Below are 19,846 nucleotides of genomic sequence, written 5' to 3'. Positions count from 1 at the left end.
ATGTCCCGGTCAGCAAAACCCCAAAATGGCCGCCGCCGCTTTCTGCGCGATATGGTTCGCGCAGCGGGCGGGCTGGCCGTCGTTGGCGTGGCGCTGGGGTTGCAACAACAAACCGCACGCGCAACCGGCGTGCGGTTGCGCCCGCCTGGTGCACTGAGCGAGGAGGCATTCGCCAGCGCCTGCGTACGTTGCGGTCAGTGCGTTCAGGCATGTCCGTATGACACGCTGAAGCTGGCGACGCTGGCCTCCGGGCTGGCGGCTGGTACGCCATATTTCATCGCCCGTGATATTCCCTGCGAAATGTGTGAGGACATTCCATGCGCCAAAGTCTGCCCCAGCGGCGCGTTGGACAGAGAAATTGAATCCATTGACGATTCGCGTATGGGGCTGGCGGTACTGCTGGATCACGAAAACTGCCTCAACTATCAGGGATTACGCTGTGACGTTTGCTATCGCGAGTGCCCGAAAATCGATGAGGCGATCACCCTGGAGCTGGACCGTAACATGCGTACCGGCAAACATGCGCGGTTTATTCCTACCGTGCACAGCGATGCCTGTACCGGCTGCGGGAAATGCGAAAAAGTCTGCGTACTGGAGCAGCCAGCAATAAAAGTGCTGCCGTTGTCGCTGGCGAAAGGGGAGTTAGGACACCATTACCGCTTCGGTTGGCTGGAGGGGAACAATGGCAAATCGTAAACGTGATGCCGGGCGTGAAGCGCAGGCAAAAAAAGGATGGTGGAAGAGTCATCGTTGGCTGCTGCTGCGTCGTCTGAGTCAGTTTCTGATACTGGCGATGTTCCTTAGCGGCCCGTGGCTTGGTGTTTGGATCCTGCATGGCAACTACAGTAGCAGCCTGTTGCTGGACGCTATCCCGTTCACCGATCCGCTGATTACTCTGCAAAGCCTGGCCAGCGGGCATCTGCCCGCGACGGTGGCATTAACGGGGGCAGCCATCATTACGGTGCTGTATGCCCTGGCCGGTAAACGACTGTTTTGCAGTTGGGTTTGTCCCATGAACCCGGTCACCGATTTAGCCAGCTGGCTGCGCAGAAGGTTTGACCTGAATCAGTCTGCGACCCTGCCGCGCCATATACGGTACGTCCTGCTGGTGGTCATTCTGGTCGGTTCAGCGCTGACTGGTACGCTGCTGTGGGAGTGGATAAACCCGGTTTCTTTGCTGGGACGTAGCCTGGTAATGGGATTCGGTAGCGGAGCGTTGCTGATCCTCGCGCTGTTTTTATTTGATTTACTGGTCGTTGAGCATGGCTGGTGCGGGCATCTCTGCCCACTGGGTGCGCTGTATAGCGTGGTGGGAAGCAAAGGTGCATTAACCGTTTCGGCAAAAGAACGTAACAGATGTAACCGCTGTATGGATTGTTTTCATGTTTGCCCGGAACCGCATGTGCTACGTGCGCCGGTGCTGGATGAGCAAAGTCCGGTGCAGGTAACCAGTCGCGATTGCATGGCCTGCGGTCGCTGTGTGGATGTCTGTTCTGAGGATGTTTTTACAATAACAACACGATGGAGTTCGGGAGCGAAATCATGAAAAGCCATGACCTGATTAAAGCGCTGAGTCAATGGATGGCCGCGCTGGCCTTGCTAGTCAGTGGGGCAGTTTGGGCTGCAAACGGAGTGGATCTGAGCCAGTCACCGGAAGTCTCAGGAACACAGGAAGGGGCGATTCGCATGCCGAAAGAGCAAGTGCGTATGCCGCTGAACTATGTGAATCAGCCGCCGATGGTTCCGCACAGCGTTGAAGGATATCAGGTGACGACTAACACCAACCGCTGCCTGCAATGCCACGGTGTGGAAAGCTATCGTACCACCGGTGCGCCGCGCATCAGTCCGACGCACTTTATGGATAGCGACGGCAAGGTATTGGCTGAAGTCGCGCCGCGTCGTTATTTCTGTCTGCAATGTCACGTTCCGCAGGCTGACGCCGCGCCGATTGTTGAAAATACCTTCACCCCCTCGAAAGGTTACGGGAAATAAGAGGTCATTATGGAAAATTCTAACCGTAAACCAGGCTGGATTAAGCGCGTCTGGCAATGGTGGCGTCGCCCCAGCCGTCTGGCGCTCGGCACGCTGTTGTTAATCGGCTTTGTGGGCGGCATTATTTTCTGGGGCGGCTTTAATACCGGTATGGAAAAGGCCAATACAGAAGAGTTCTGCATTAGCTGTCACGAAATGCGCAATACGGTGTACCAGGAATACATGGAAACCGTACACTACAACAACCGCAGTGGTGTGCGAGCGACTTGCCCTGATTGCCACGTCCCACACGAGTGGGGCCCGAAAATGATCCGTAAGATCAAGGCCAGTAAAGAGCTGTACGCGAAAGCACTGGGGTTAATAGATACACCGCAGAAATTTGAAGATCATCGTTTAACGATGGCGCAAAATGAGTGGCGGCGTATGAAAGATAACAATTCGCAAGAGTGTCGAAACTGTCACAACTTCGAGTTTATGGATTTAACCGCCCAGAAAGGCGTCGCGGCCAAAATGCACGACCAGGCCGTGAAAGACGGGCAAACCTGTATTGACTGCCATAAAGGGATAGCGCACAAACTGCCTGATATGCGCGAAGTCAAACCGGGCTTTTAACAGGATGTAGATAACCAGGTATGCTTGAAGCCAGAGAATTACTTTGCGAGCGGGATGACAGAATACTGTTCAGCGAGTTGTCATTTCGCGTCAACGCAGGGGAATGGGTACAAATTACCGGCAGCAACGGCGCAGGGAAAACCACTCTGCTGCGGTTGCTTACCGGGCTGGCGCGTCCCGACGCAGGGGAGGTTTGCTGGCAAGAGCAACCGCTGCATCACGTGCGGGACAGCTACCATCAGCAACTACTGTGGATTGGACATCAGCCGGGGATAAAAACCCGGCTTTCGGCGTTGGAGAACCTGCGTTTCTTCCATCATGACGGCGACATCGCGCAGTGTCTGGCTGCGCTGGCGCAGGCGGGACTTGCCGGATATGAAGATATCCCAGTAAACCAACTTTCCGCCGGACAACAGCGGCGCGTGGCGCTGGCCCGTTTGTGGCTGACCCGCGCCCGACTGTGGATCCTCGATGAACCCTTTACCGCCATTGATGTTAACGGCGTTGAGCGACTGACTCAGCGTATGGCGCAGCATACGGAGCAGGGCGGTATTGTTATTCTCACCACCCACCAACCGCTCAATGTTGAAACCGATAAAGTGCGACGTATTGCGCTGACCAGTGAGAGGGCAACGCAATGATGTGGCGAATCTTTCGTTTAGAACTGCGAGTTGCGTTTCGTCATAGTGCGGAAATTGCTAATCCTTTATGGTTCTTCCTGATTGTTATTACGCTGTTCCCCCTGAGTATTGGGCCGGAGCCACAGCTGCTGGCGCGCATAGCGCCGGGCATCATCTGGGTTGCGGCGCTACTGGCGTCATTGCTGGCGCTGGAACGGCTATTTCGTGATGACTTACAGGATGGCAGCCTTGAGCAACTGATGCTGCTGCCGTTACCGCTACCGGCCGTGGTGCTGGCGAAAGTGATGGCGCACTGGGTCGTGACAGGTCTGCCGCTGCTGATCCTCTCGCCGCTGGTGGCGCTGTTGCTGGGCATGGATATGTACGGCTGGAAAATTATGGCGCTGACCTTGTTACTCGGAACGCCGACGCTGGGTTTTCTCGGCGCGCCGGGCGTAGGGTTGACGGTGGGCTTAAAGCGCGGCGGCGTGCTGTTAAGCGTGCTGGTACTCCCGCTCACCATACCCTTACTGATTTTTGCGACCGCCGCGATGGATGCGGCTTCTATGCACTTACCGGTTGAAGGGTACATGGCGATTCTGGGTGCGTTGCTGGTCGGCAGCGCCACGTTAAGCCCGTTTGCCACAGCCGCGGCGTTACGGATAAGCGTGCAGTAACGAGAATTAGATGTGCATGCCGGGCAAGGCGCTCCGGCACAACGGATTTTAATTTATGGAGTCTGGTGACTGAACTATGTGGAAAACACTTCATCAATTGGCGATGCCCCCTCGGCTCTATCAGATCTGTGGCTGGTTTATCCCGTGGCTGGCGATTGCCAGCGCGGTGGTACTGATAACGGGATGGGTCTGGGGCTTTGGTTTTGCGCCTGCAGACTATCAGCAGGGGCAGAGCTATCGCATTATTTATCTGCACGTTCCGGCGGCAATCTGGTCGATGGGCATTTACGCCTCGATGGCCGTTGCCGCGTTTATCGGCCTGGTCTGGCAGATGAAAATGGCCAATCTGGCGCTGGCTGCGATGGCGCCGATTGGTGCAGTGTTTACCTTTATTGCGCTGGTGACAGGTTCCGCATGGGGCAAACCGATGTGGGGAACCTGGTGGGTCTGGGATGCCCGACTCACCTCTGAACTGGTGCTGCTGTTTCTCTACGTTGGCGCCATTGCGCTGTGGCATGCCTTTGACGACCGCCGTCTGGCAGGTCGTGCCGCCGGTATTCTGGTGCTGATTGGCGTGGTCAACTTGCCGATTATCCACTACTCGGTTGAGTGGTGGAATACGCTGCATCAGGGTTCTACCCGCATGCAGCAAAGCATCGATCCGGCGATGCGTACGCCTCTGCGTCTGGCGATCGTCGGCTACCTGTTACTGTTTGTCACGCTGGCGCTGATGCGCATGCGTAACCTGATTTTGATGATGGAAAAACGCCGCCCGTGGGTGAGCGAACTGATCTTAAAAAGAGGCCGCCAATGACCCCTGCATTTGCATCATGGAGTGATTTTTTCGCGATGGGCGGCTACGCCTTGTATGTCTGGCTTGCCGTAGCGATGAGTGTTATCCCGCTGGTGGTGCTGGTAGTGCATTCCACGTTACAGCATCGCGCAATTTTACGCGGTGTAGCGCAGCAGCGGGCGAGAGAAGCACGTATGCGTGCGGCGCAAGTGCAACGGGAGGCGGCGTGAATATTCGACGTAAAAATCGGTTATGGATAGCCTGTGCGGTACTGGCGGGTCTGGCTTTGACCATTACGCTGGTGCTTTATGCGCTACGTTCCAATATTGACCTGTTCTATACGCCGGGAGAGATACTCTACGGTAAGCGCGAAACGCAGCAGATGCCTGAAGTCGGTCAGCGCCTGCGCGTGGGCGGTATGGTGATGCCCGGTAGCGTAAAGCGCGATCCGCAGTCGTTGAAGGTGAATTTCAGCATCTATGACGCCGAAGGTGTAGTGGATGTAACCTATGAAGGTATTCTGCCGGATCTGTTCCGCGAAGGGCAGGGTGTTGTTGTTCAGGGCGAACTGAACGAGGGAAATCATGTACAGGCCAAAGAGGTTCTGGCCAAACATGATGAAAATTACACCCCGCCGGAAGTTGAAAAAGCGATGCAGGAAAACCATCGTCGTCCGGAAAGCGTGTATAAGGATAAAACGTCATGATGCCTGAAATTGGCAATGCGCTGTTGTGCCTTGCGCTAGGCGTGGCGTTACTGCTGTCGGTCTATCCGCTGTGGGGCGTAGCGCGCGGCGATGTGCGGATGATGGCTTCCGCGCGGCCCTTTGCCTGGGTGTTATTTATCTGTGTGATGGGCGCGTTCCTGATTCTGGTCAACGCCTTCGTGGTTAATGACTTTACCGTCACCTACGTTGCCAGCAACTCCAATACCCAGCTTCCGGTCTGGTATCGGGTGGCAGCAACCTGGGGCGCGCATGAAGGCTCTCTGCTGCTGTGGGTACTGCTGATGAGCGGCTGGACGTTCGCCGTTGCGGCATTCAGCCAGCGTATGCCGCTGGACATCGTCGCCCGCGTGCTGGCGGTGATGGGGATGGTCAGCGTTGGCTTTCTGCTGTTTATTCTGTTTACCTCCAATCCATTTGCCCGTACGTTGCCCAACTTCCCTATTGAAGGGCGCGACCTGAACCCGCTGTTGCAGGATCCGGGGCTGATTTTCCATCCGCCGTTGCTGTACATGGGGTATGTCGGTTTCTCCGTGGCCTTTGCGTTTGCGATTGCCGCGTTGATGAGTGGCCGACTGGACAGTACCTTCGCCCGTTTTTCGCGTCCGTGGACGCTGGCGGCGTGGGTGTTCCTGACGCTGGGTATTGTGCTCGGTTCCGCCTGGGCCTATTACGAGCTGGGCTGGGGCGGCTGGTGGTTCTGGGATCCAGTTGAAAATGCCTCGTTTATGCCATGGCTGGTGGGAACGGCGCTGATGCACTCGTTGTCGGTCACCGAACAGCGTGCCAGCTTTAAAGCCTGGACGCTGCTGCTGTCAATCTGCGCATTCTCGCTTTGCCTGTTGGGGACTTTCCTGGTGCGCTCCGGCGTGCTGGTGTCGGTGCATGCTTTTGCCTCCGATCCGTCGCGCGGGATGTTTATTCTCGCCTTTATGGTATTAGTGATTGGCGGCTCCCTGCTGCTGTTTGCGGTTCGCGGTCACAAGGTCCGCTCGCGGGTAAATAACGCGCTGTGGTCGCGTGAATCTCTGCTGTTGGGCAACAACGTTCTGCTTATTGCCGCCATGCTGGTGGTGCTATTGGGTACGCTGCTGCCGTTGGTGCACAAACAGCTGGGGCTGGGCAGCATTTCGATTGGCGAGCCGTTCTTCAACACCATGTTTACCTGGCTGATGGCACCGTTCGCGCTGTTGCTGGGAATAGGGCCATTAGTGCGCTGGGGCCGTGACCGACCGCGTAAACTGAAAACGTTACTGATTATCGCGTTTGTCACCACGCTTGTTATGTCGCTGCTGCTGCCGTGGCTGTTTGAGGATCGCATTGCCGCTATGACGGTGGTGGGTCTGGCGATGGCATGCTGGATATTCGTGCTGGCGGTGTCCGAAGCGTTCCTGCGTGTTTCCCGCGGAACGAAGTTAACACCAAGCTATTGGGGCATGGTGTCGGGCCACGTTGGGCTGGCGATTACTATTGTCGGTATTGCCTTTAGCCAGAACTACAGTGTTGAACGCGATGTGCGCATGAAGGCAGGTGATAGCGTCAGTATCCATAACTATCAGTTCACGTTCCGCGAAGTGAAAGATATTACCGGACCTAACTACCGGGGCGGTGTCGCCATTATTGGCGTTACCCGAGATGGTAAACCAGAAGCCACGCTGCATGCGGAAAAACGCTTCTATAACAGCACCAGTTCGATGATGACTGAAGCGGCAATTGACGGCGGATTCACACGCGATCTGTACGCTGCGCTGGGTGAAGAACTGGATAACGGCGCATGGGCTGTGCGTCTGTACTACAAACCGTTTATTCGCTGGATTTGGGCCGGAGGATTGCTGATGGCGCTGGGCGGATTGTTCTGCCTGTTTGATCCACGCTATCGTCAGCGCACGCGTCCTCGCGCCGCGGTGCAAAAAAATGCGTCGGAGGCTGTATGAAGCGCAACGCACTGTTAATTCCGTTTATTATTTTTCTGATCATTGCGGCGGCGCTGCTGTGGCAACTGGCGCGTAACGCTCAGGGGGACGATCCCACTAATCTGGAGTCGGCGCTGATCGGCAAACCCGTTCCGACATTCCGCCTGGAGTCGCTGGAAAATCCGGGGCAGCATTATCAGGCCGATGTGCTGACCCAGGGCAAACCGGTACTGCTTAACGTCTGGGCGACCTGGTGTCCGACCTGTCGCGCCGAGCATCAGTACTTGAATCAACTGTCTGCGCAGGGCGTGCGGGTGGTGGGTCTGAACTATAAAGACGATCGTCAGAAAGCCATTGTCTGGCTGAAAGAGCTGGGCAATCCTTACTCATTAAGCCTGTTTGACGGCGACGGTATGCTTGGTCTGGATCTTGGTGTGTACGGCGCGCCGGAGACGTTCCTGATCGACGGGAAAGGTATTATTCGCTATCGCCATGCCGGCGATTTGAATGCCAGGGTGTGGGAGAGCGAGATCAAACCGTTGTGGGATAAGTACAGTAAGGAGGCTGCGCAATGAGATTTTTACTGGGCCTGCTGATGCTGGTTATCTCTGGATCCGCGCTTGCGACCATCGATGTGATGCAGTTTAAGGATGAAGCGCAGGAGCAGCAGTTCCGTCAGCTTACCGAACAGTTGCGCTGTCCTAAATGTCAGAACAACAGTATTGCCGATTCTAACTCGATGATTGCCACCGACCTGCGTCAGAAAGTGTACGAACTGATGCAGGAAGGAAAAAGTCAGAAAGAGATTGTCGACTACATGGTGGCGCGCTACGGCAACTTCGTCACTTACGATCCGCCGTTGACGCCGCTTACTGTACTTTTGTGGGTGATGCCGGTGGTTGCGATTGGTCTGGGTGGCTGGATTATTTTCGCCCGTACTCGCCGACGTGTCCGGGTAAAACAGGAAGAGTTTCCTGATGAAGTTATCCCGGATGGTAAGCGCGGTGGGTTCGGGTTGTTTGTGCCCGGCATCGTGGTGGCGCTGGGGGTTGGCGCAGTGAGCTATTATGAAACCGGCAACTATAAGCAGGTTCAGGTCTGGCAACAGGCCACCGCTCAGGCTCCGGCGCTGCTGGAGCGGGCGTTGGATCCAAAAGCTGATCCGCTCAATGAAGAAGATATGACGCGTCTGGCGTTGGGTCTGCGCACTCGCTTACAAGCCGATCCTGCCAACGTTGAAGGTTGGATCATGCTTGGGCGCATTGGCATGGTACTTGGTAACGCCAGTACGGCCACTGAAGCCTATGCCAATGCTTATCGACTGGATCCGAAAAACAGCGATGCTGCGCTGGGCTATGCGGAAGCGCTGACCCGTTCTTCCGATCCTGATGATAACCGTCGGGGAGGGGAGCTGCTACGCCAGTTGGTACGCGGCGAACATGCCAACGTGCGGGTTCTCAGCATGTATGCGTTTAACGCTTTTGAACAGCAGCGCTTTGGCGAGGCGGTTGCGGCGTGGGAGATGATGCTGAAATTATTACCGGCCAATGATACCCGTCGGGCGGTGATAGAACGCAGCATTAAGCAGGCGATGGAGCAGCTAACGCCGCAGGAGAAGTAAGAGTGGAAGATGCCGGATGGCGACGCAAAGCGTCTTATCCGGCCTACTGATGCACGTGACTTGTTGGCCCGATAAGCGTAGCGCCATCGGGCAATATCTGATTACTGCATGCCGCGTGTTTGTAAAAATAGAATGGTGGCAGCTACACGAGAACGCACGTTGAGTTTGCGCAGCAGATTGCGAATATGCACCTTCACCGTCTGTTCAGAAATATTCAGCACTGATGCAATCTGTTTGTTCGATAGCCCCTGAGCAAGTTCATGTAACACATCCAGTTCGCGTTCGGTGAGAACGCTGAATGGGTCTTCCTGGGCGCCAAACAGGTCGCGCTCGCGCAAATATTCGCTGACGCGGGTACTAAAGGCTTTACCACCTTTGGCACCACTGCGAATAGCCTCCAGCAGGACTTCAGGATCGCTGTCTTTAAGCAAATAACCATCCGCGCCGGCATCAATTAGAGCGTACACATCGTTGGCGGCATCCGATACGGTAAGAATAATAATTTGCGCGGTGACGCCATCCCGACGCAGCGCATTCAGGGTATCCAGTCCGCTCATCCCTTTCATATTGAGATCCAGTAGGATCACATCAAGGTCCAGGCGGTTTGCCAGGTCGATAGCGCTGGCACCATCACCCGCTTCCGCGACTACGTTAAAGGCGGGATCAAGTTGCAATAATTGACTAATTCCTCGCCGCATCAGTGGGTGGTCGTCAACAATCAGCACCCGAAAAGGCGTTGCTTCAGGCATACTATTCTCCTGAGTTTTTATTAGTATCATTATTGTTTTCAGCGCATCAATCGTCCAGATTCATCACGCTGATGAGAGGATAAATTTTACCCCAATTTGTGCATGGGTAAGTAGTAAAACCTGTACTGAAAGCCGTAGTAATACTCAGGAATGATGAATCTCAGACATAAAAAAACCAACCCTAAGGTTGGTTTTTTTGGGGATTTTTGGTCGGCACGAGAGGATTTGAACCTCCGACCCCCGACACCCCATGACGGTGCGCTACCAGGCTGCGCTACGTGCCGACGCTATGGCTGCTAATACTACTGCTTTCCGCTACGAATGCAAGAGCATGTCTCGCTAACTGATTTATAATTAATCAGTTAGCAATAAATCGCTTCTCATCCGTCAGAACCTGTAACAGCAGACTTAGCTGCGGTTTCTGATCTTTTATTTTCTCGCCGCGCAAATTATAGGTCTGATAATTACCGTTGTTGTTCAGCACCAGCGTCATCTCGGGTGTGGTAACGGCCATCGTGCTGCCGTCAGCGGCAGTAACCCAGTAATGGCGGCGGGTTGCATTGAACAGATCCTGCCCCTGCGAGTATTCGTTAGCAGGTGTACTGACGTGCAGCAGGCGCTGCATCAGCGTTGTCATCAGGTCCGTATGATCGGTCAGGCTATTGATGCGCTGAGCAGGCGTTCCCGGCCAGTGAATAACCAGAGGAACCTGCAGATGGCCTCGCGACCAGGCAAAGCTGTTCTCTTCCTGCGTCAGCGGCACGCCCCGACCAGCGGTAATAATCACCACCGTGTTGTTCAGTTTGCCGGAGTCGCGCAGGGCGCTCAGAATGCGGTTAATGTTGGCATCCACATCCTGAGCGGCGCTGGCATAGCGTTTGGCAAAATTCTTCTGGTTACTCTCATCAAGGTTGGTCCCGTTAAAGGAGACCCACGAGAACCAGCGGTTATCTTCCTGCGCGTAGCGTCCCAGCCAGTTAATCCACTGGCTTGCGGTTTGGTCGTCAGATTGCGTCTGCACGCTTGGCATGGAGAAATCTGACAGCAGCGCCTGGCGATAAAGCGGGCTGGTAAAGCCATCCGAGGAGAATAGCCCTAACTGATAGCCCTGCTGGTTCAGCGCGGAAATCAACGCCGCAGGCGTTCGGGTCGATAAAATCCCATCCATGTAGCTTGGTGAGACGCCGTAAAACAGGCCAAAAATCCCGTTATCCGTGGTGTTGCCAGTGCTCATGTGACGCGTAAAGGAGATATTCTGCCCGGCGAATTCAGCCAGCGCAGGCATCTGCTTTTCAAAGCGTGAATAGTTCAGGCCGTCGACGGTGATCAGCAGGACGTTCTGGCCGGTGCCCATATCGCGATAGCGCAGTTCGCTCAGCGGGTACTGCACGGAAACTGCTTCCGGATTCCCCTGCTCGATCAGGCGACGCTGATACTCTTGCGCATCCAGCAGACCATGTTTTTCCAGGAACTTACGCGCCGTCATCGGGTAGGAGAGCGGCAGATTCGCGCGCTGCATGGTAATCGGGCGATAGAAATTGGCATCCGCCCAGATATACACCACGTGCGAGGCGATAAAGCAAATGAAGAAGAATGCGGCTAACGGTTTGGCGAAGTGGCGACGACGCGTCAGGCTACGCAGCTTTTGCCAACTCCAGGTCGCAAACAGCATTTCAATTAACAGAATCACTGGCACGCTGATAAACATCAGTTGCCAGTCACGCGCCGCTTCATTCTGGTCAGGGTTGATGACCAGTTCCCAGACGATCGGGTTGAGGTGCAAATGGAAGCGGGTGAAAACTTCGCTGTCGATTAGCAACAGCGTCATGCCCACTGTCGCCAGAATAGCTGATAAGAATCGCATCAGCCTCTGGGACATGACGATAAACGTCAGGGGAAACAGGATTAGCAGATAGGTGGCAAACACCAGAAAACTAAAATGTCCGACCAGGCTTACATAGGAATAAATACGACCTGCAAGCGTTGTCGGCCAGTCGGCGACAAACAGGTAACGGCTACCGAGTACCACGGCCAACAGGATGTTGAACAAGGCAAACCAGTGCCCCCAGCTAACCATCTGGGAGACTTTCTCACGGTAGCGCTGACGATGAGTTACCATAAACTGTTGTTCGTTTCCCCGGAGCAGGCTCTTAATGCGCTTGGTCGTCGTTTACCGAAGACTGTAATGCGCGGGCAAAAGAGTTGGCAATCGCCTGGCGCTGGGCCGGTGCGATGCTTGTATTGATAAGGTTAGTCACCATATTTCCCAGTACCATCAGGGAAAGGTCGGTCGGCGCCTTATGTTTTTCCAGTACGTTGAGCATCTCATTCAGCAGTTGTTCAACGTGTTCGTCACTATAGCGGGAAATTTGTGGCATAAATCGAAATCAGTCTGTTCATGAAAGGGCAACATATTACCGTACAGACAGTTTTTTTTCTGCTTTTTTATCTTCTATTGCGTCACTGCCCGGCAGGTGGTTGAATACCGCCCGGTCTAAAAGGAGAGTTTATCATGAGTCTGGATATCAACCAGATTGCCCTGCACCAGCTTATCAAACGTGACGAGCAGAACCTTGAGCTGGTCTTGCGCGATTCATTACTGGAACCGACAGCGACGGTTGTCGATATGATGGCTGAGCTGCATCGGGTATATAGCGCCAAGAATAAAGCTTATGGCCTGTTTAGCGAAGAGAGTGAACTGGCACAAACGCTGCGTTTACAGCGTCAGGGCGAAGAGGATTTTCTGGCATTTAGTCGTGCCGCGACCGGACGCTTGCGGGACGAGCTGGCGAAATATCCTTTTGCCGACGGCGGCATTGTCCTGTTCTGCCATTACCGCTATCTGGCGGTAGAGTATCTGTTGGTCGCCGTGCTGAACAATTTAAGCAGCATGCGCGTCAATGAAAATCTGGATATCAATCCGACGCACTATCTGGACATCAATCATGCGGATATCGTGGCGCGTATTGATTTAACCGAGTGGGAAACCAATCCGGAGTCCACGCGCTATCTGACGTTCCTGAAAGGGCGGGTAGGGCGCAAAGTCGCCGATTTCTTTATGGATTTCCTCGGTGCCAGCGAAGGTCTGAACGCCAAAGCGCAAAACCGTGGCCTGCTGCAGGCGGTCGATGACTTTACTGCCGAGGCGCAGCTCGATAAAGCTGAACGCCAGAACGTGCGTCAGCAGGTGTACAGCTACTGCAACGAACAGCTACAAGCCGGTGAAGAGATCGAGCTGGAGTCGCTGTCCAAAGAGCTTTCCGGCGTCAGTGAAGTTAGCTTCAGCGAATTTACCGCTGATAAAGGCTACGAGCTGGAAGAGAGCTTCCCGGCAGATCGCAGTACGCTGCGTCAGTTAACCAAATTTGCCGGAAGCGGCGGTGGGTTAACCATCAACTTCGACGCCATGCTACTGGGTGAACGTATTTTCTGGGATCCGGCTACAGATACTTTGACCATCAAAGGTACGCCGCCGAACCTGCGCGACCAGCTGCAGCGTCGCACGTCGGGCGGGAAATAAAACCGTTTGCCGGGTGAGAGCGTAAACGCCTTATCCGGTCGACGAGAACCATCAGTATCGATTACAAAATCCCATAAAAAAACCCCGCCTTGGCGGGGTTTTTCTTCAACTTGTTTGCGATTACGCGCGAACGAAGTCGATGTGAGACAGCTTCGGCTTGAACGGGTGACGCTGTACAGCCTGAGCTTTAACTTTAACTTCTTTACCGTCAACAACGATGGTCAGAACTTCGCTGTAGAATTCAGCTTTAGCTTGCATGTTCATAACTGCATCGTGATCCAGTTCGATAGCAATCGGGGCTTCTGCGCCACCGTAGATGATTGCCGGGAACTTGTTAGCGGCACGCAGGCGGCGGCTCGCACCCTTACCCTGCTCTTTACGTACTTCAGCGTTGATAGTAAACATTTAAATCTCTCTTTAATAATTCCTGCTACAGGCGACCCAGCAACAGGTAAGTGATCTGCTTTGCGTATGCAAAAGCGGGCGAGATTCTATACTCAAACAGCTGGTACATCAATCAAAAGTACGATTAACCGCGTAATTCATGTGCCCGACGAAAGCGTCCTTCATAATCGAAGACCTTTTCACGGACCTGCCAGTACTGACCTTTCATGCGCGCGACCACGAAATCAGGATGACGTAACAGCGCCTGCTGGGCGAGGATATCGGCGGCGGTTATCCAGCGTAAGGGAATGCCAGGCGTTCGGGTATGCGGGCGAATAAACAGTTGCTCGAAGGCTGTACGCTGCGCGGGAGTATGCAGGCGAAAGCGTTCGCTGACGTCAGCGCCATCTTCATCGTAATAGGTAATTTTCAGCCATTCGCCTTTTTCATCCTGCCCATTTTGTAGCGCCATCCCGCTGCAGCGCAGAACCAGCGCATCTTTAAGCCTGAGCGCGGCTTTCAGCATGTCATCCGGGTCAACCAGTACCGCGTCGCACTCCCTACAACGGCGGGCGGCGATGTCATTTTCCGCGTTGCACTGCGGGCAGTTTTTAAAACGGAAACGAAAATCGCACTGTTCGCGATGGCCGTCATCATCTTCAAACCATCCCTGACAGCGGCGGCCAAAGTGCTCAATCAGCGTGCCGTCGGCCGTTGTTTTGCCCCAGAAGGTGTTGGCAAAGCCGCAGGCAGGACAGAACACCTGTACCGGAACGTTGTCGCTTTTCCCTTTCGGCGCACCAACTTCCGGCGCGTACAGGTCGTGCGGGTTACCAGCGTAATCGAGGATCAGACAGTCGGTTTTATCCGGCGCCAGGCGCAGCCCACGACCGACAATTTGTTGGTAAAGGCTAACTGACTCGGTCGGGCGAAGAATGGCGATAAGGTCGACGTGCGGGGCATCGAAGCCAGTGGTCAGGACCGACACATTCACCAGATAGCGAAAACGTTGGGCTTTGAACTCTTCAATCAGCACGTCGCGTTCGGCGCCAGGCGTGTCTCCGGTGATAAGTGCGGCGTCGTCAGCAGGTAGCAGACCCAGAATTTCTTTGGCGTGTTCAACTGTGGCGGCGAAAATCATCACCCCTTTACGCGTCTGGGCAAACTCGACAATCTGGCTGATGATATGCGGCGTTATTCGCTGCTGCTTTTTCAGTTCCTGATTCAGGTCCGCTTCGCTAAACAGGCCGTTACTTTGCGCCTGCAGGCGGCTGAAGTCATATTGCACTACCGGCATGTCGAGGCGTTCTGGCGGTGTCAGGTAGCCGTGTTTAATCATGTAGCGCAGCGGTAATTCATAAATGCAGTCGCGAAACAGTGCTTTTTCATCGCCGCGCACCATTCCGTGATAATGAAAATGATAAATCCAGCCTTTGCCCAAACGAAAAGGTGTGGCGGTAAGTCCGAGCAGGCGTAAGTGAGGATTTACTTTGGTCAGGTGAGTGAGGATTTGCTGATACTGACTCTCTTCATCATCGCCAATGCGATGGCATTCATCGACGATAAGCAGGGAGAATTCTCCCTGAAAGGCGTCCAGATTACGCGCTACCGACTGTACGCTGCCAAATACCACTTTCCCGTGGCTCTCTTTACGCTTCAGGCCTGCGGCAAAAATATCGGCTTCCAGCCCCAGCGCACAATATTTCGCATGGTTTTGTGCGACCAGTTCTTTGACGTGCGCCAGTACCAGTACGCGACCACGCGCCACGCGGGCCAGCTCGGCAATCACCAGACTTTTGCCCGCGCCGGTTGGCAGGACGATAACCGCCGGGGTGCGGTGGTGGCGAAAATGGTTGAGCGTGGCGTCCACGGCTTCTTTTTGGTACGGGCGAAGAGTAAAAATCATGGGCTCACTATAATAAACAATAACAAGGAGTAGTATGCCATGAATCATTTCTCTTGAGGGATGGTGTAACGCCGCTATACTGGGCGGATAACGGTCCCACTTTTCGGGCGTAAACCCGATTCTCGTATTTTTACAGGCAAAATCACACACATGCGACTTGATAAATTTATCGCTCAGCAACTCGGCGTCAGCCGCGCTATTGCCGGGCGTGAGATCCGTGCTAACCGCGTTACCGTCGACGGTGAAATCGTCAGAAATAGCGCTTTTAAGCTGCTGCCAGAACACGACGTAGAATATGACGGTAATTCCCTGGTTCAACAAAATGGCCTGCGCTATTTTATGCTGAATAAGCCTCAGGGTTATGTTTGCTCAACGGATGATCCCGATCACCCGACGGTGCTCTATTTCCTTGATGAACCGGTTGCCTACAAACTGCATGCGGCAGGGCGTCTGGATATCGACACCACTGGACTGGTGCTGATGACCGATGACGGACAGTGGTCGCATCGCATCACCTCTCCTCGTCACCATTGTGAGAAAACCTATCTGGTGACGCTGGAGTCGCCAGTGGCAGATGATACCGCCGAACAGTTTGCCCATGGCGTACAGTTGCACAATGAGAAAGACCTGACCAAACCGGCCTTGCTGGAAGTGATTACGCCAACTCAGGTGCGTTTGACCATCAGCGAAGGGCGCTATCATCAGGTTAAACGTATGTTTGCCGCAGTGGGTAACCACGTTGTGGAACTGCACCGTGAACGGATTGGTGACATCAGGCTTGATGAGGATCTGGCGCCAGGTGAATACCGTCCTTTGACTGAAGAAGAAATCGCCAGCGTTAACTTAACCCCGCGTTAATTTCAGGAGCTAAATGTGACCACCCGGCAGAACTCGTCAATTGCCATTGTCTTTATCCTTGGCTTGTTAGCCATGTTGATGCCGTTGTCGATTGATATGTATCTTCCGGCGCTGCCTGTTATCTCTGAACAGTTTGGTGTGCCAGCAGGTAGCGCGCAGATGACCCTCAGTACCTATATTCTGGGGTTCGCAGTGGGGCAACTGTTCTATGGGCCAATGGCAGACAGCCTTGGACGCAAGCCAGTGATCCTGGGCGGGACGCTGGTGTTTGCGGCGGCGGCAGTGGCCTGCGCACTGGCGCAAACCATCGATCAACTGATCGTGATGCGTTTCTTCCACGGCCTGGCTGCGGCGGCGGCGAGCGTGGTTATCAACGCCCTGATGCGTGATATCTATCCGAAAGAAGAGTTTTCGCGCATGATGTCATTCGTCATGCTGGTCACGACAATTGCGCCATTAATGGCACCGATTATCGGTGGCTGGGTGCTGGTATGGCTGAGCTGGCACTATATCTTTTGGATCCTCGCCATGGCAGCTATTCTGGCGTCGGTGATGATCCTTACACTGATCAAAGAGACTCTGCCGGTAGAGCGTCGCCAGCCATTTCGCCTGCGTACTACTATTGGCAACTTTGCCTCGCTGTTTCGTCATAAACGTGTGCTGAGCTATATGCTGGCCAGCGGATTCAGTTTTGCCGGGATGTTCTCGTTTCTGAGCGCCGGACCCTTTGTCTACATTGAGATCAACCACGTTTCACCGCAACATTTCGGTTATTACTTCGCACTGAACATCGTATTCCTGTTCGTGATGACTATCATCAACAGCCGCTTTGTGCGTCGGGTTGGGGCATTGAATATGTTCCGTACCGGTCTGTGGATCCAGTTCGTGATGGCAGGCTGGATGGTCTTTAGCACACTGTTTGGGTTGGGGTTCTGGGCCCTGGTCGTGGGCGTTGCGGCGTTTGTTGGCTGTGTGTCGATGGTGTCATCTAACGCTATGGCGGTTATTCTGGATGAATTTCCACATATGGCGGGAACGGCGTCATCGCTGGCAGGGACATTCCGCTTCGGCATTGGTGCCATCGTTGGGGCGCTGTTGTCTCTGGCGACCTTTAACTCGGCCTGGCCAATGATATGGTCGATCGCATTTTGCGCTACCTGTTCAATTCTCTTCTGTCTTTACGCCAGTCGCGCCCAAAAACGGTGATCTATTACACATCCTGGGGGCCTTAAGGCCTCCAGAGTTGATATACATCAACCGCAAATCTATCATTTCCCCTGGTTATGTTTATTTTATGTAAAATCAATTTATGTAAAAAGTCACATCATTGTAGTTAAAAAGGTTGAGTTAGATCGCAGAAACGAGTACATATAGCCCGGAAATATGCCAGAACCATTGAATAATTTTAATTACCTGGTTCGGAAAGCGGCATAAAGACAGGGTGTAAACGTTTACCAACTGTCTGAAGACGTATTGTCAATGATGTGTTAATATTGATGTAAAATAATTGTGAAGTGATTGTGCTTCCAGGGAAAGAAAGTGATGACATTACAACTCTCAATCGTTCATCGTCTGCCGCAGAGCTATCGTTGGTCGGTGGGTTTCGCAGGTTCAAAGGTTGAACCGATTCCGCAAAACGGTCAGAGCAATGAGAACAGCCTGGTGGCGCTCAAATTGCTCAGCCCTGATGGTGACAGCGCATGGTCAGTCATGCATAAGCTCAGCCAGGCCCTTAGCGACATTGAGGTTCCTTGTTCCGTACTGGAATGCGAAGGGGAGCCGTGCCTGTTTGTGAATCGCCAGGATGAATTTGCCGCGACCTGCAGACTGAAAAACTTCGGCGTGGCCATCGCAGAGCCGTTTTCAAATAACAATCCGTTTTGAGCGTCAGCTTAGCGCAAGCAGCTGACGCGTATAGGCTTGCTGTGGCGCGTTAAATACGTGCTCGCATTGCCCTTGCTCCACAACCTCTCCCTGACGTAGCACAATAACCTGATGGCATAACGCACGTACTACGTGCAAATCATGGCTGATAAAAATATAAGCCAGCCTATGCTTTTCCTGTAAGGACTTTAACAACGTCAGGATTTGCGCCTGTACGGTTCTGTCAAGCGATGATGTTGGCTCATCCAGGATAATCAAGGAAGGTTTGAGAATCAATGCTCTGGCGATGGCAATACGTTGGCGCTGACCGCCGGAAAACTCAGCCGGGTAACGATGCCGCGTTTCGCTATCCAGTCCCACTTCCGTCATCACCGCTTTCACCTGCGCTTCGCGTTGTTCGGCTGACAGGGTTGGCTGATGAACGCGTAACCCCTCCTCGATAATCTGTAGCACGCTCAGGCGTGGGTTAAGCGAGGAGTTGGGATCCTGAAATACCACCTGAATACGGTGACGGACCGGCAACAGCTGGCGACGATTTAAGGTATGCAGTGCCTGACCATCGAATACAATACTGCCCTGTGAGGAGATTAACCTCAGGAGCGCCAGTCCGGTAGTGCTTTTCCCCGACCCAGACTCACCTACCAACCCCAGCGTTTCACCGGGCCGCAGAGAGAAACTGATATTGTTAACCACGACGTTGTGGTCCACCACACGCCTCAGGATACCTTTGCGGATGGGGAAGGCGACGTGCAGTTTTTCCACTTCCAGCAGCGGGGCTTGTCCGGCCGGTAAAGGTACCGGGTCGCCGGAAGGTTCACTGTTTAGCAACTTCTGCGTGTAGGGATGCGTGGGCGCAGTGAGCAACTGTGCTGCTTTATTTTGCTCAACGCACTGACCGTTTTGCATGACCGCCACGGTATCGGCCAGCTTTTTCACAATGCTGAGGTTGTGGGTGATGAACAGTAATCCCATGTTCAGCTCGCGCTGTAGTTCCCTCAGCAGTTGCAGGATCTGTGCCTGAACGGAAACGTCCAGCGCGGTAGTCGGTTCATCGGCAATCAACAGCTCCGGTCGTGTTAGCAATGCCATGGCAATCATCACGCGCTGGCGTTCCCCGCCGGACAGTTGGTGCGGGTAGTCTGCGAGACGTTTGGCCGCCTGACGGATGCCGACGCGATCCAGACAGGTCAGGATTTCTGCTCGCGCGGCCTCCCGACGCATTCCCCTATGCAGCGACAGCACTTCATAAAGCTGTTTTTCCAGATTGTGGAGCGGGTTCAGTGACACCATTGGTTCCTGGAAAATCATGGCGATTTTATTCCCCCGCACGCCGCGAAGCGTTTGCTCATCGGCGTGAAGTAATGATTCACCATGAAAACGGATGTCGCCGGAAAGGTAGACGACCGGAGGGGAGGGCAATAACCGTAAAATAGATAGCGCGGTCACGCTTTTACCTGAGCCGGACTCACCCACCAGTGCCAGCGTTTGTCCGGCATCAACGCGCAGTGACAGACTGTTGACCACGATGCGCACGGTCTCTTGTTGACGAAAACCTACCGATAAATTGTCAATAGCTAACAGAGGTTGTGTCAT

The 19,846-nt window shown here is 54.0% G+C and carries 22 protein-coding genes and 1 tRNA gene; 16 read left to right on the top strand and 7 right to left on the bottom strand.

Annotated features, from left to right (window positions below; all coding sequences use genetic code 11):
• The 12 genes from napG to WC1_RS08730 all read left to right on the top strand — a co-directional run bounded on the left by napG (position 1) and on the right by WC1_RS08730 (position 8,952).
• Complete coding sequence (napG, locus tag WC1_RS08675; protein WP_003027555.1) at positions 1 to 696, top strand: ferredoxin-type protein NapG; 696 nt, start codon at positions 1 to 3, stop codon at positions 694 to 696.
• Positions 683 to 1,546 (top strand): quinol dehydrogenase ferredoxin subunit NapH, encoded by an 864-nt coding sequence (gene napH / locus WC1_RS08680; RefSeq protein ID WP_003027552.1) that lies wholly within the window; start codon positions 683 to 685, stop codon positions 1,544 to 1,546. Before napG ends, napH begins: the two co-directional genes overlap by 14 nt.
• Positions 1,543 to 1,992 carry a nitrate reductase cytochrome c-type subunit gene (napB, locus tag WC1_RS08685; RefSeq protein WP_003839442.1) on the top strand — a complete coding sequence of 150 codons (450 nt, stop codon included), beginning with the start codon at positions 1,543 to 1,545 and terminating at the stop codon, positions 1,990 to 1,992. The genes napH and napB overlap by 4 nt, the downstream gene beginning before the upstream one ends.
• Positions 1,993 to 2,001: 9 nt before the next feature.
• A complete protein-coding gene (gene napC / locus WC1_RS08690; RefSeq protein WP_003027548.1) occupies positions 2,002 to 2,604 on the top strand; it encodes a cytochrome c-type protein NapC in 603 nt (200 codons plus the stop codon).
• A 20-nt stretch (positions 2,605 to 2,624) separates the two neighbouring features.
• Positions 2,625 to 3,245 carry a cytochrome c biogenesis heme-transporting ATPase CcmA gene (gene ccmA / locus WC1_RS08695; RefSeq protein ID WP_003027545.1) on the top strand — a complete coding sequence of 207 codons (621 nt, stop codon included), beginning with the start codon at positions 2,625 to 2,627 and terminating at the stop codon, positions 3,243 to 3,245.
• The gene (ccmB, locus tag WC1_RS08700) at positions 3,242 to 3,901 is read left to right on the top strand and encodes a heme exporter protein CcmB (RefSeq protein ID WP_003027542.1); all 660 of its coding nucleotides are present in this window, start codon (positions 3,242 to 3,244) and stop codon (positions 3,899 to 3,901) included. The genes ccmA and ccmB overlap by 4 nt, the downstream gene beginning before the upstream one ends.
• Positions 3,902 to 3,977: 76 nt before the next feature.
• On the top strand, positions 3,978 to 4,715 hold the full coding sequence (locus tag WC1_RS08705; RefSeq protein ID WP_003027538.1) for a heme ABC transporter permease: 738 nt from the start codon (positions 3,978 to 3,980) through the stop codon (positions 4,713 to 4,715).
• Positions 4,712 to 4,924, top strand: coding sequence for a heme exporter protein CcmD (gene ccmD / locus WC1_RS08710; protein WP_003027536.1), 213 nt, complete (start codon positions 4,712 to 4,714; stop codon positions 4,922 to 4,924). Before WC1_RS08705 ends, ccmD begins: the two co-directional genes overlap by 4 nt.
• Entirely contained in the window at positions 4,921 to 5,400 is a 480-nt protein-coding gene (ccmE, locus tag WC1_RS08715) for a cytochrome c maturation protein CcmE (protein ID WP_016150677.1), read from the top strand. The genes ccmD and ccmE overlap by 4 nt, the downstream gene beginning before the upstream one ends.
• The gene (locus tag WC1_RS08720) at positions 5,397 to 7,352 is read left to right on the top strand and encodes a heme lyase CcmF/NrfE family subunit (RefSeq protein WP_003839444.1); all 1,956 of its coding nucleotides are present in this window, start codon (positions 5,397 to 5,399) and stop codon (positions 7,350 to 7,352) included. The genes ccmE and WC1_RS08720 overlap by 4 nt, the downstream gene beginning before the upstream one ends.
• Positions 7,349 to 7,906 carry a thiol:disulfide interchange protein DsbE gene (gene dsbE, locus WC1_RS08725; RefSeq protein ID WP_003834613.1) on the top strand — a complete coding sequence of 186 codons (558 nt, stop codon included), beginning with the start codon at positions 7,349 to 7,351 and terminating at the stop codon, positions 7,904 to 7,906. The genes WC1_RS08720 and dsbE overlap by 4 nt, the downstream gene beginning before the upstream one ends.
• On the top strand, positions 7,903 to 8,952 hold the full coding sequence (locus WC1_RS08730; RefSeq protein WP_016150676.1) for a cytochrome c-type biogenesis protein CcmH: 1,050 nt from the start codon (positions 7,903 to 7,905) through the stop codon (positions 8,950 to 8,952). Before dsbE ends, WC1_RS08730 begins: the two co-directional genes overlap by 4 nt.
• Before the next feature lie 101 nt (positions 8,953 to 9,053).
• Here WC1_RS08730 and narP read toward each other — a convergent pair whose 3' ends face one another.
• The 4 genes from narP to WC1_RS08750 form a co-directional block, all read right to left on the bottom strand.
• A complete protein-coding gene (gene narP / locus WC1_RS08735; protein ID WP_003027518.1) occupies positions 9,054 to 9,701 on the bottom strand; it encodes a nitrate/nitrite response regulator protein NarP in 648 nt (215 codons plus the stop codon).
• Between the two features lie 207 nt (positions 9,702 to 9,908).
• A tRNA-Pro gene (locus WC1_RS08740) sits at positions 9,909 to 9,985 on the bottom strand.
• 74 nt (positions 9,986 to 10,059) lie between these two features.
• On the bottom strand, positions 10,060 to 11,820 hold the full coding sequence (gene yejM, locus WC1_RS08745) for an LPS biosynthesis-modulating metalloenzyme YejM (protein ID WP_016150675.1): 1,761 nt from the start codon (positions 11,818 to 11,820) through the stop codon (positions 10,060 to 10,062).
• A 31-nt stretch (positions 11,821 to 11,851) separates the two neighbouring features.
• On the bottom strand, positions 11,852 to 12,079 hold the full coding sequence (locus tag WC1_RS08750) for a YejL family protein (RefSeq protein WP_003027506.1): 228 nt from the start codon (positions 12,077 to 12,079) through the stop codon (positions 11,852 to 11,854).
• Positions 12,080 to 12,213: 134 nt separating this feature from the next.
• On the opposite strand from WC1_RS08750, the gene yejK reads away from it, so the two are divergent.
• Entirely contained in the window at positions 12,214 to 13,221 is a 1,008-nt protein-coding gene (yejK, locus tag WC1_RS08755; protein WP_003027504.1) for a nucleoid-associated protein YejK, read from the top strand.
• Between the two features lie 120 nt (positions 13,222 to 13,341).
• On the opposite strand, the gene rplY is transcribed toward yejK, so the two are convergent.
• Positions 13,342 to 13,626 carry a 50S ribosomal protein L25 gene (rplY, locus tag WC1_RS08760; RefSeq protein ID WP_003027502.1) on the bottom strand — a complete coding sequence of 95 codons (285 nt, stop codon included), beginning with the start codon at positions 13,624 to 13,626 and terminating at the stop codon, positions 13,342 to 13,344.
• A gap of 124 nt (positions 13,627 to 13,750) precedes the next feature.
• Complete coding sequence (locus WC1_RS08765; RefSeq protein WP_003840048.1) at positions 13,751 to 15,511, bottom strand: DNA repair helicase RadD; 1,761 nt, start codon at positions 15,509 to 15,511, stop codon at positions 13,751 to 13,753.
• A gap of 150 nt (positions 15,512 to 15,661) precedes the next feature.
• On the opposite strand from WC1_RS08765, the gene rsuA reads away from it, so the two are divergent.
• The 3 genes from rsuA to WC1_RS08780 all read left to right on the top strand — a co-directional run bounded on the left by rsuA (position 15,662) and on the right by WC1_RS08780 (position 18,253).
• A complete protein-coding gene (gene rsuA / locus WC1_RS08770) occupies positions 15,662 to 16,369 on the top strand; it encodes a 16S rRNA pseudouridine(516) synthase RsuA (RefSeq protein ID WP_016150674.1) in 708 nt (235 codons plus the stop codon).
• Positions 16,370 to 16,384: 15 nt separating this feature from the next.
• Entirely contained in the window at positions 16,385 to 17,575 is a 1,191-nt protein-coding gene (locus tag WC1_RS08775; RefSeq protein ID WP_003027494.1) for a Bcr/CflA family multidrug efflux MFS transporter, read from the top strand.
• Positions 17,576 to 17,908: 333 nt separating this feature from the next.
• A complete protein-coding gene (locus tag WC1_RS08780) occupies positions 17,909 to 18,253 on the top strand; it encodes a YejG family protein (RefSeq protein ID WP_085951589.1) in 345 nt (114 codons plus the stop codon).
• Between the two features lie 3 nt (positions 18,254 to 18,256).
• Here WC1_RS08780 and yejF read toward each other — a convergent pair whose 3' ends face one another.
• A complete protein-coding gene (gene yejF / locus WC1_RS08785; protein WP_016150673.1) occupies positions 18,257 to 19,846 on the bottom strand; it encodes a microcin C ABC transporter ATP-binding protein YejF in 1,590 nt (529 codons plus the stop codon).

It is taken from the genome of Citrobacter sp. KTE30, assembly GCF_000398825.1.
GTDB classification, from domain to species: Bacteria; Pseudomonadota; Gammaproteobacteria; order Enterobacterales; family Enterobacteriaceae; genus Citrobacter; species Citrobacter freundii.
This window is presented reverse-complemented; position numbering and strand designations above follow the sequence as displayed.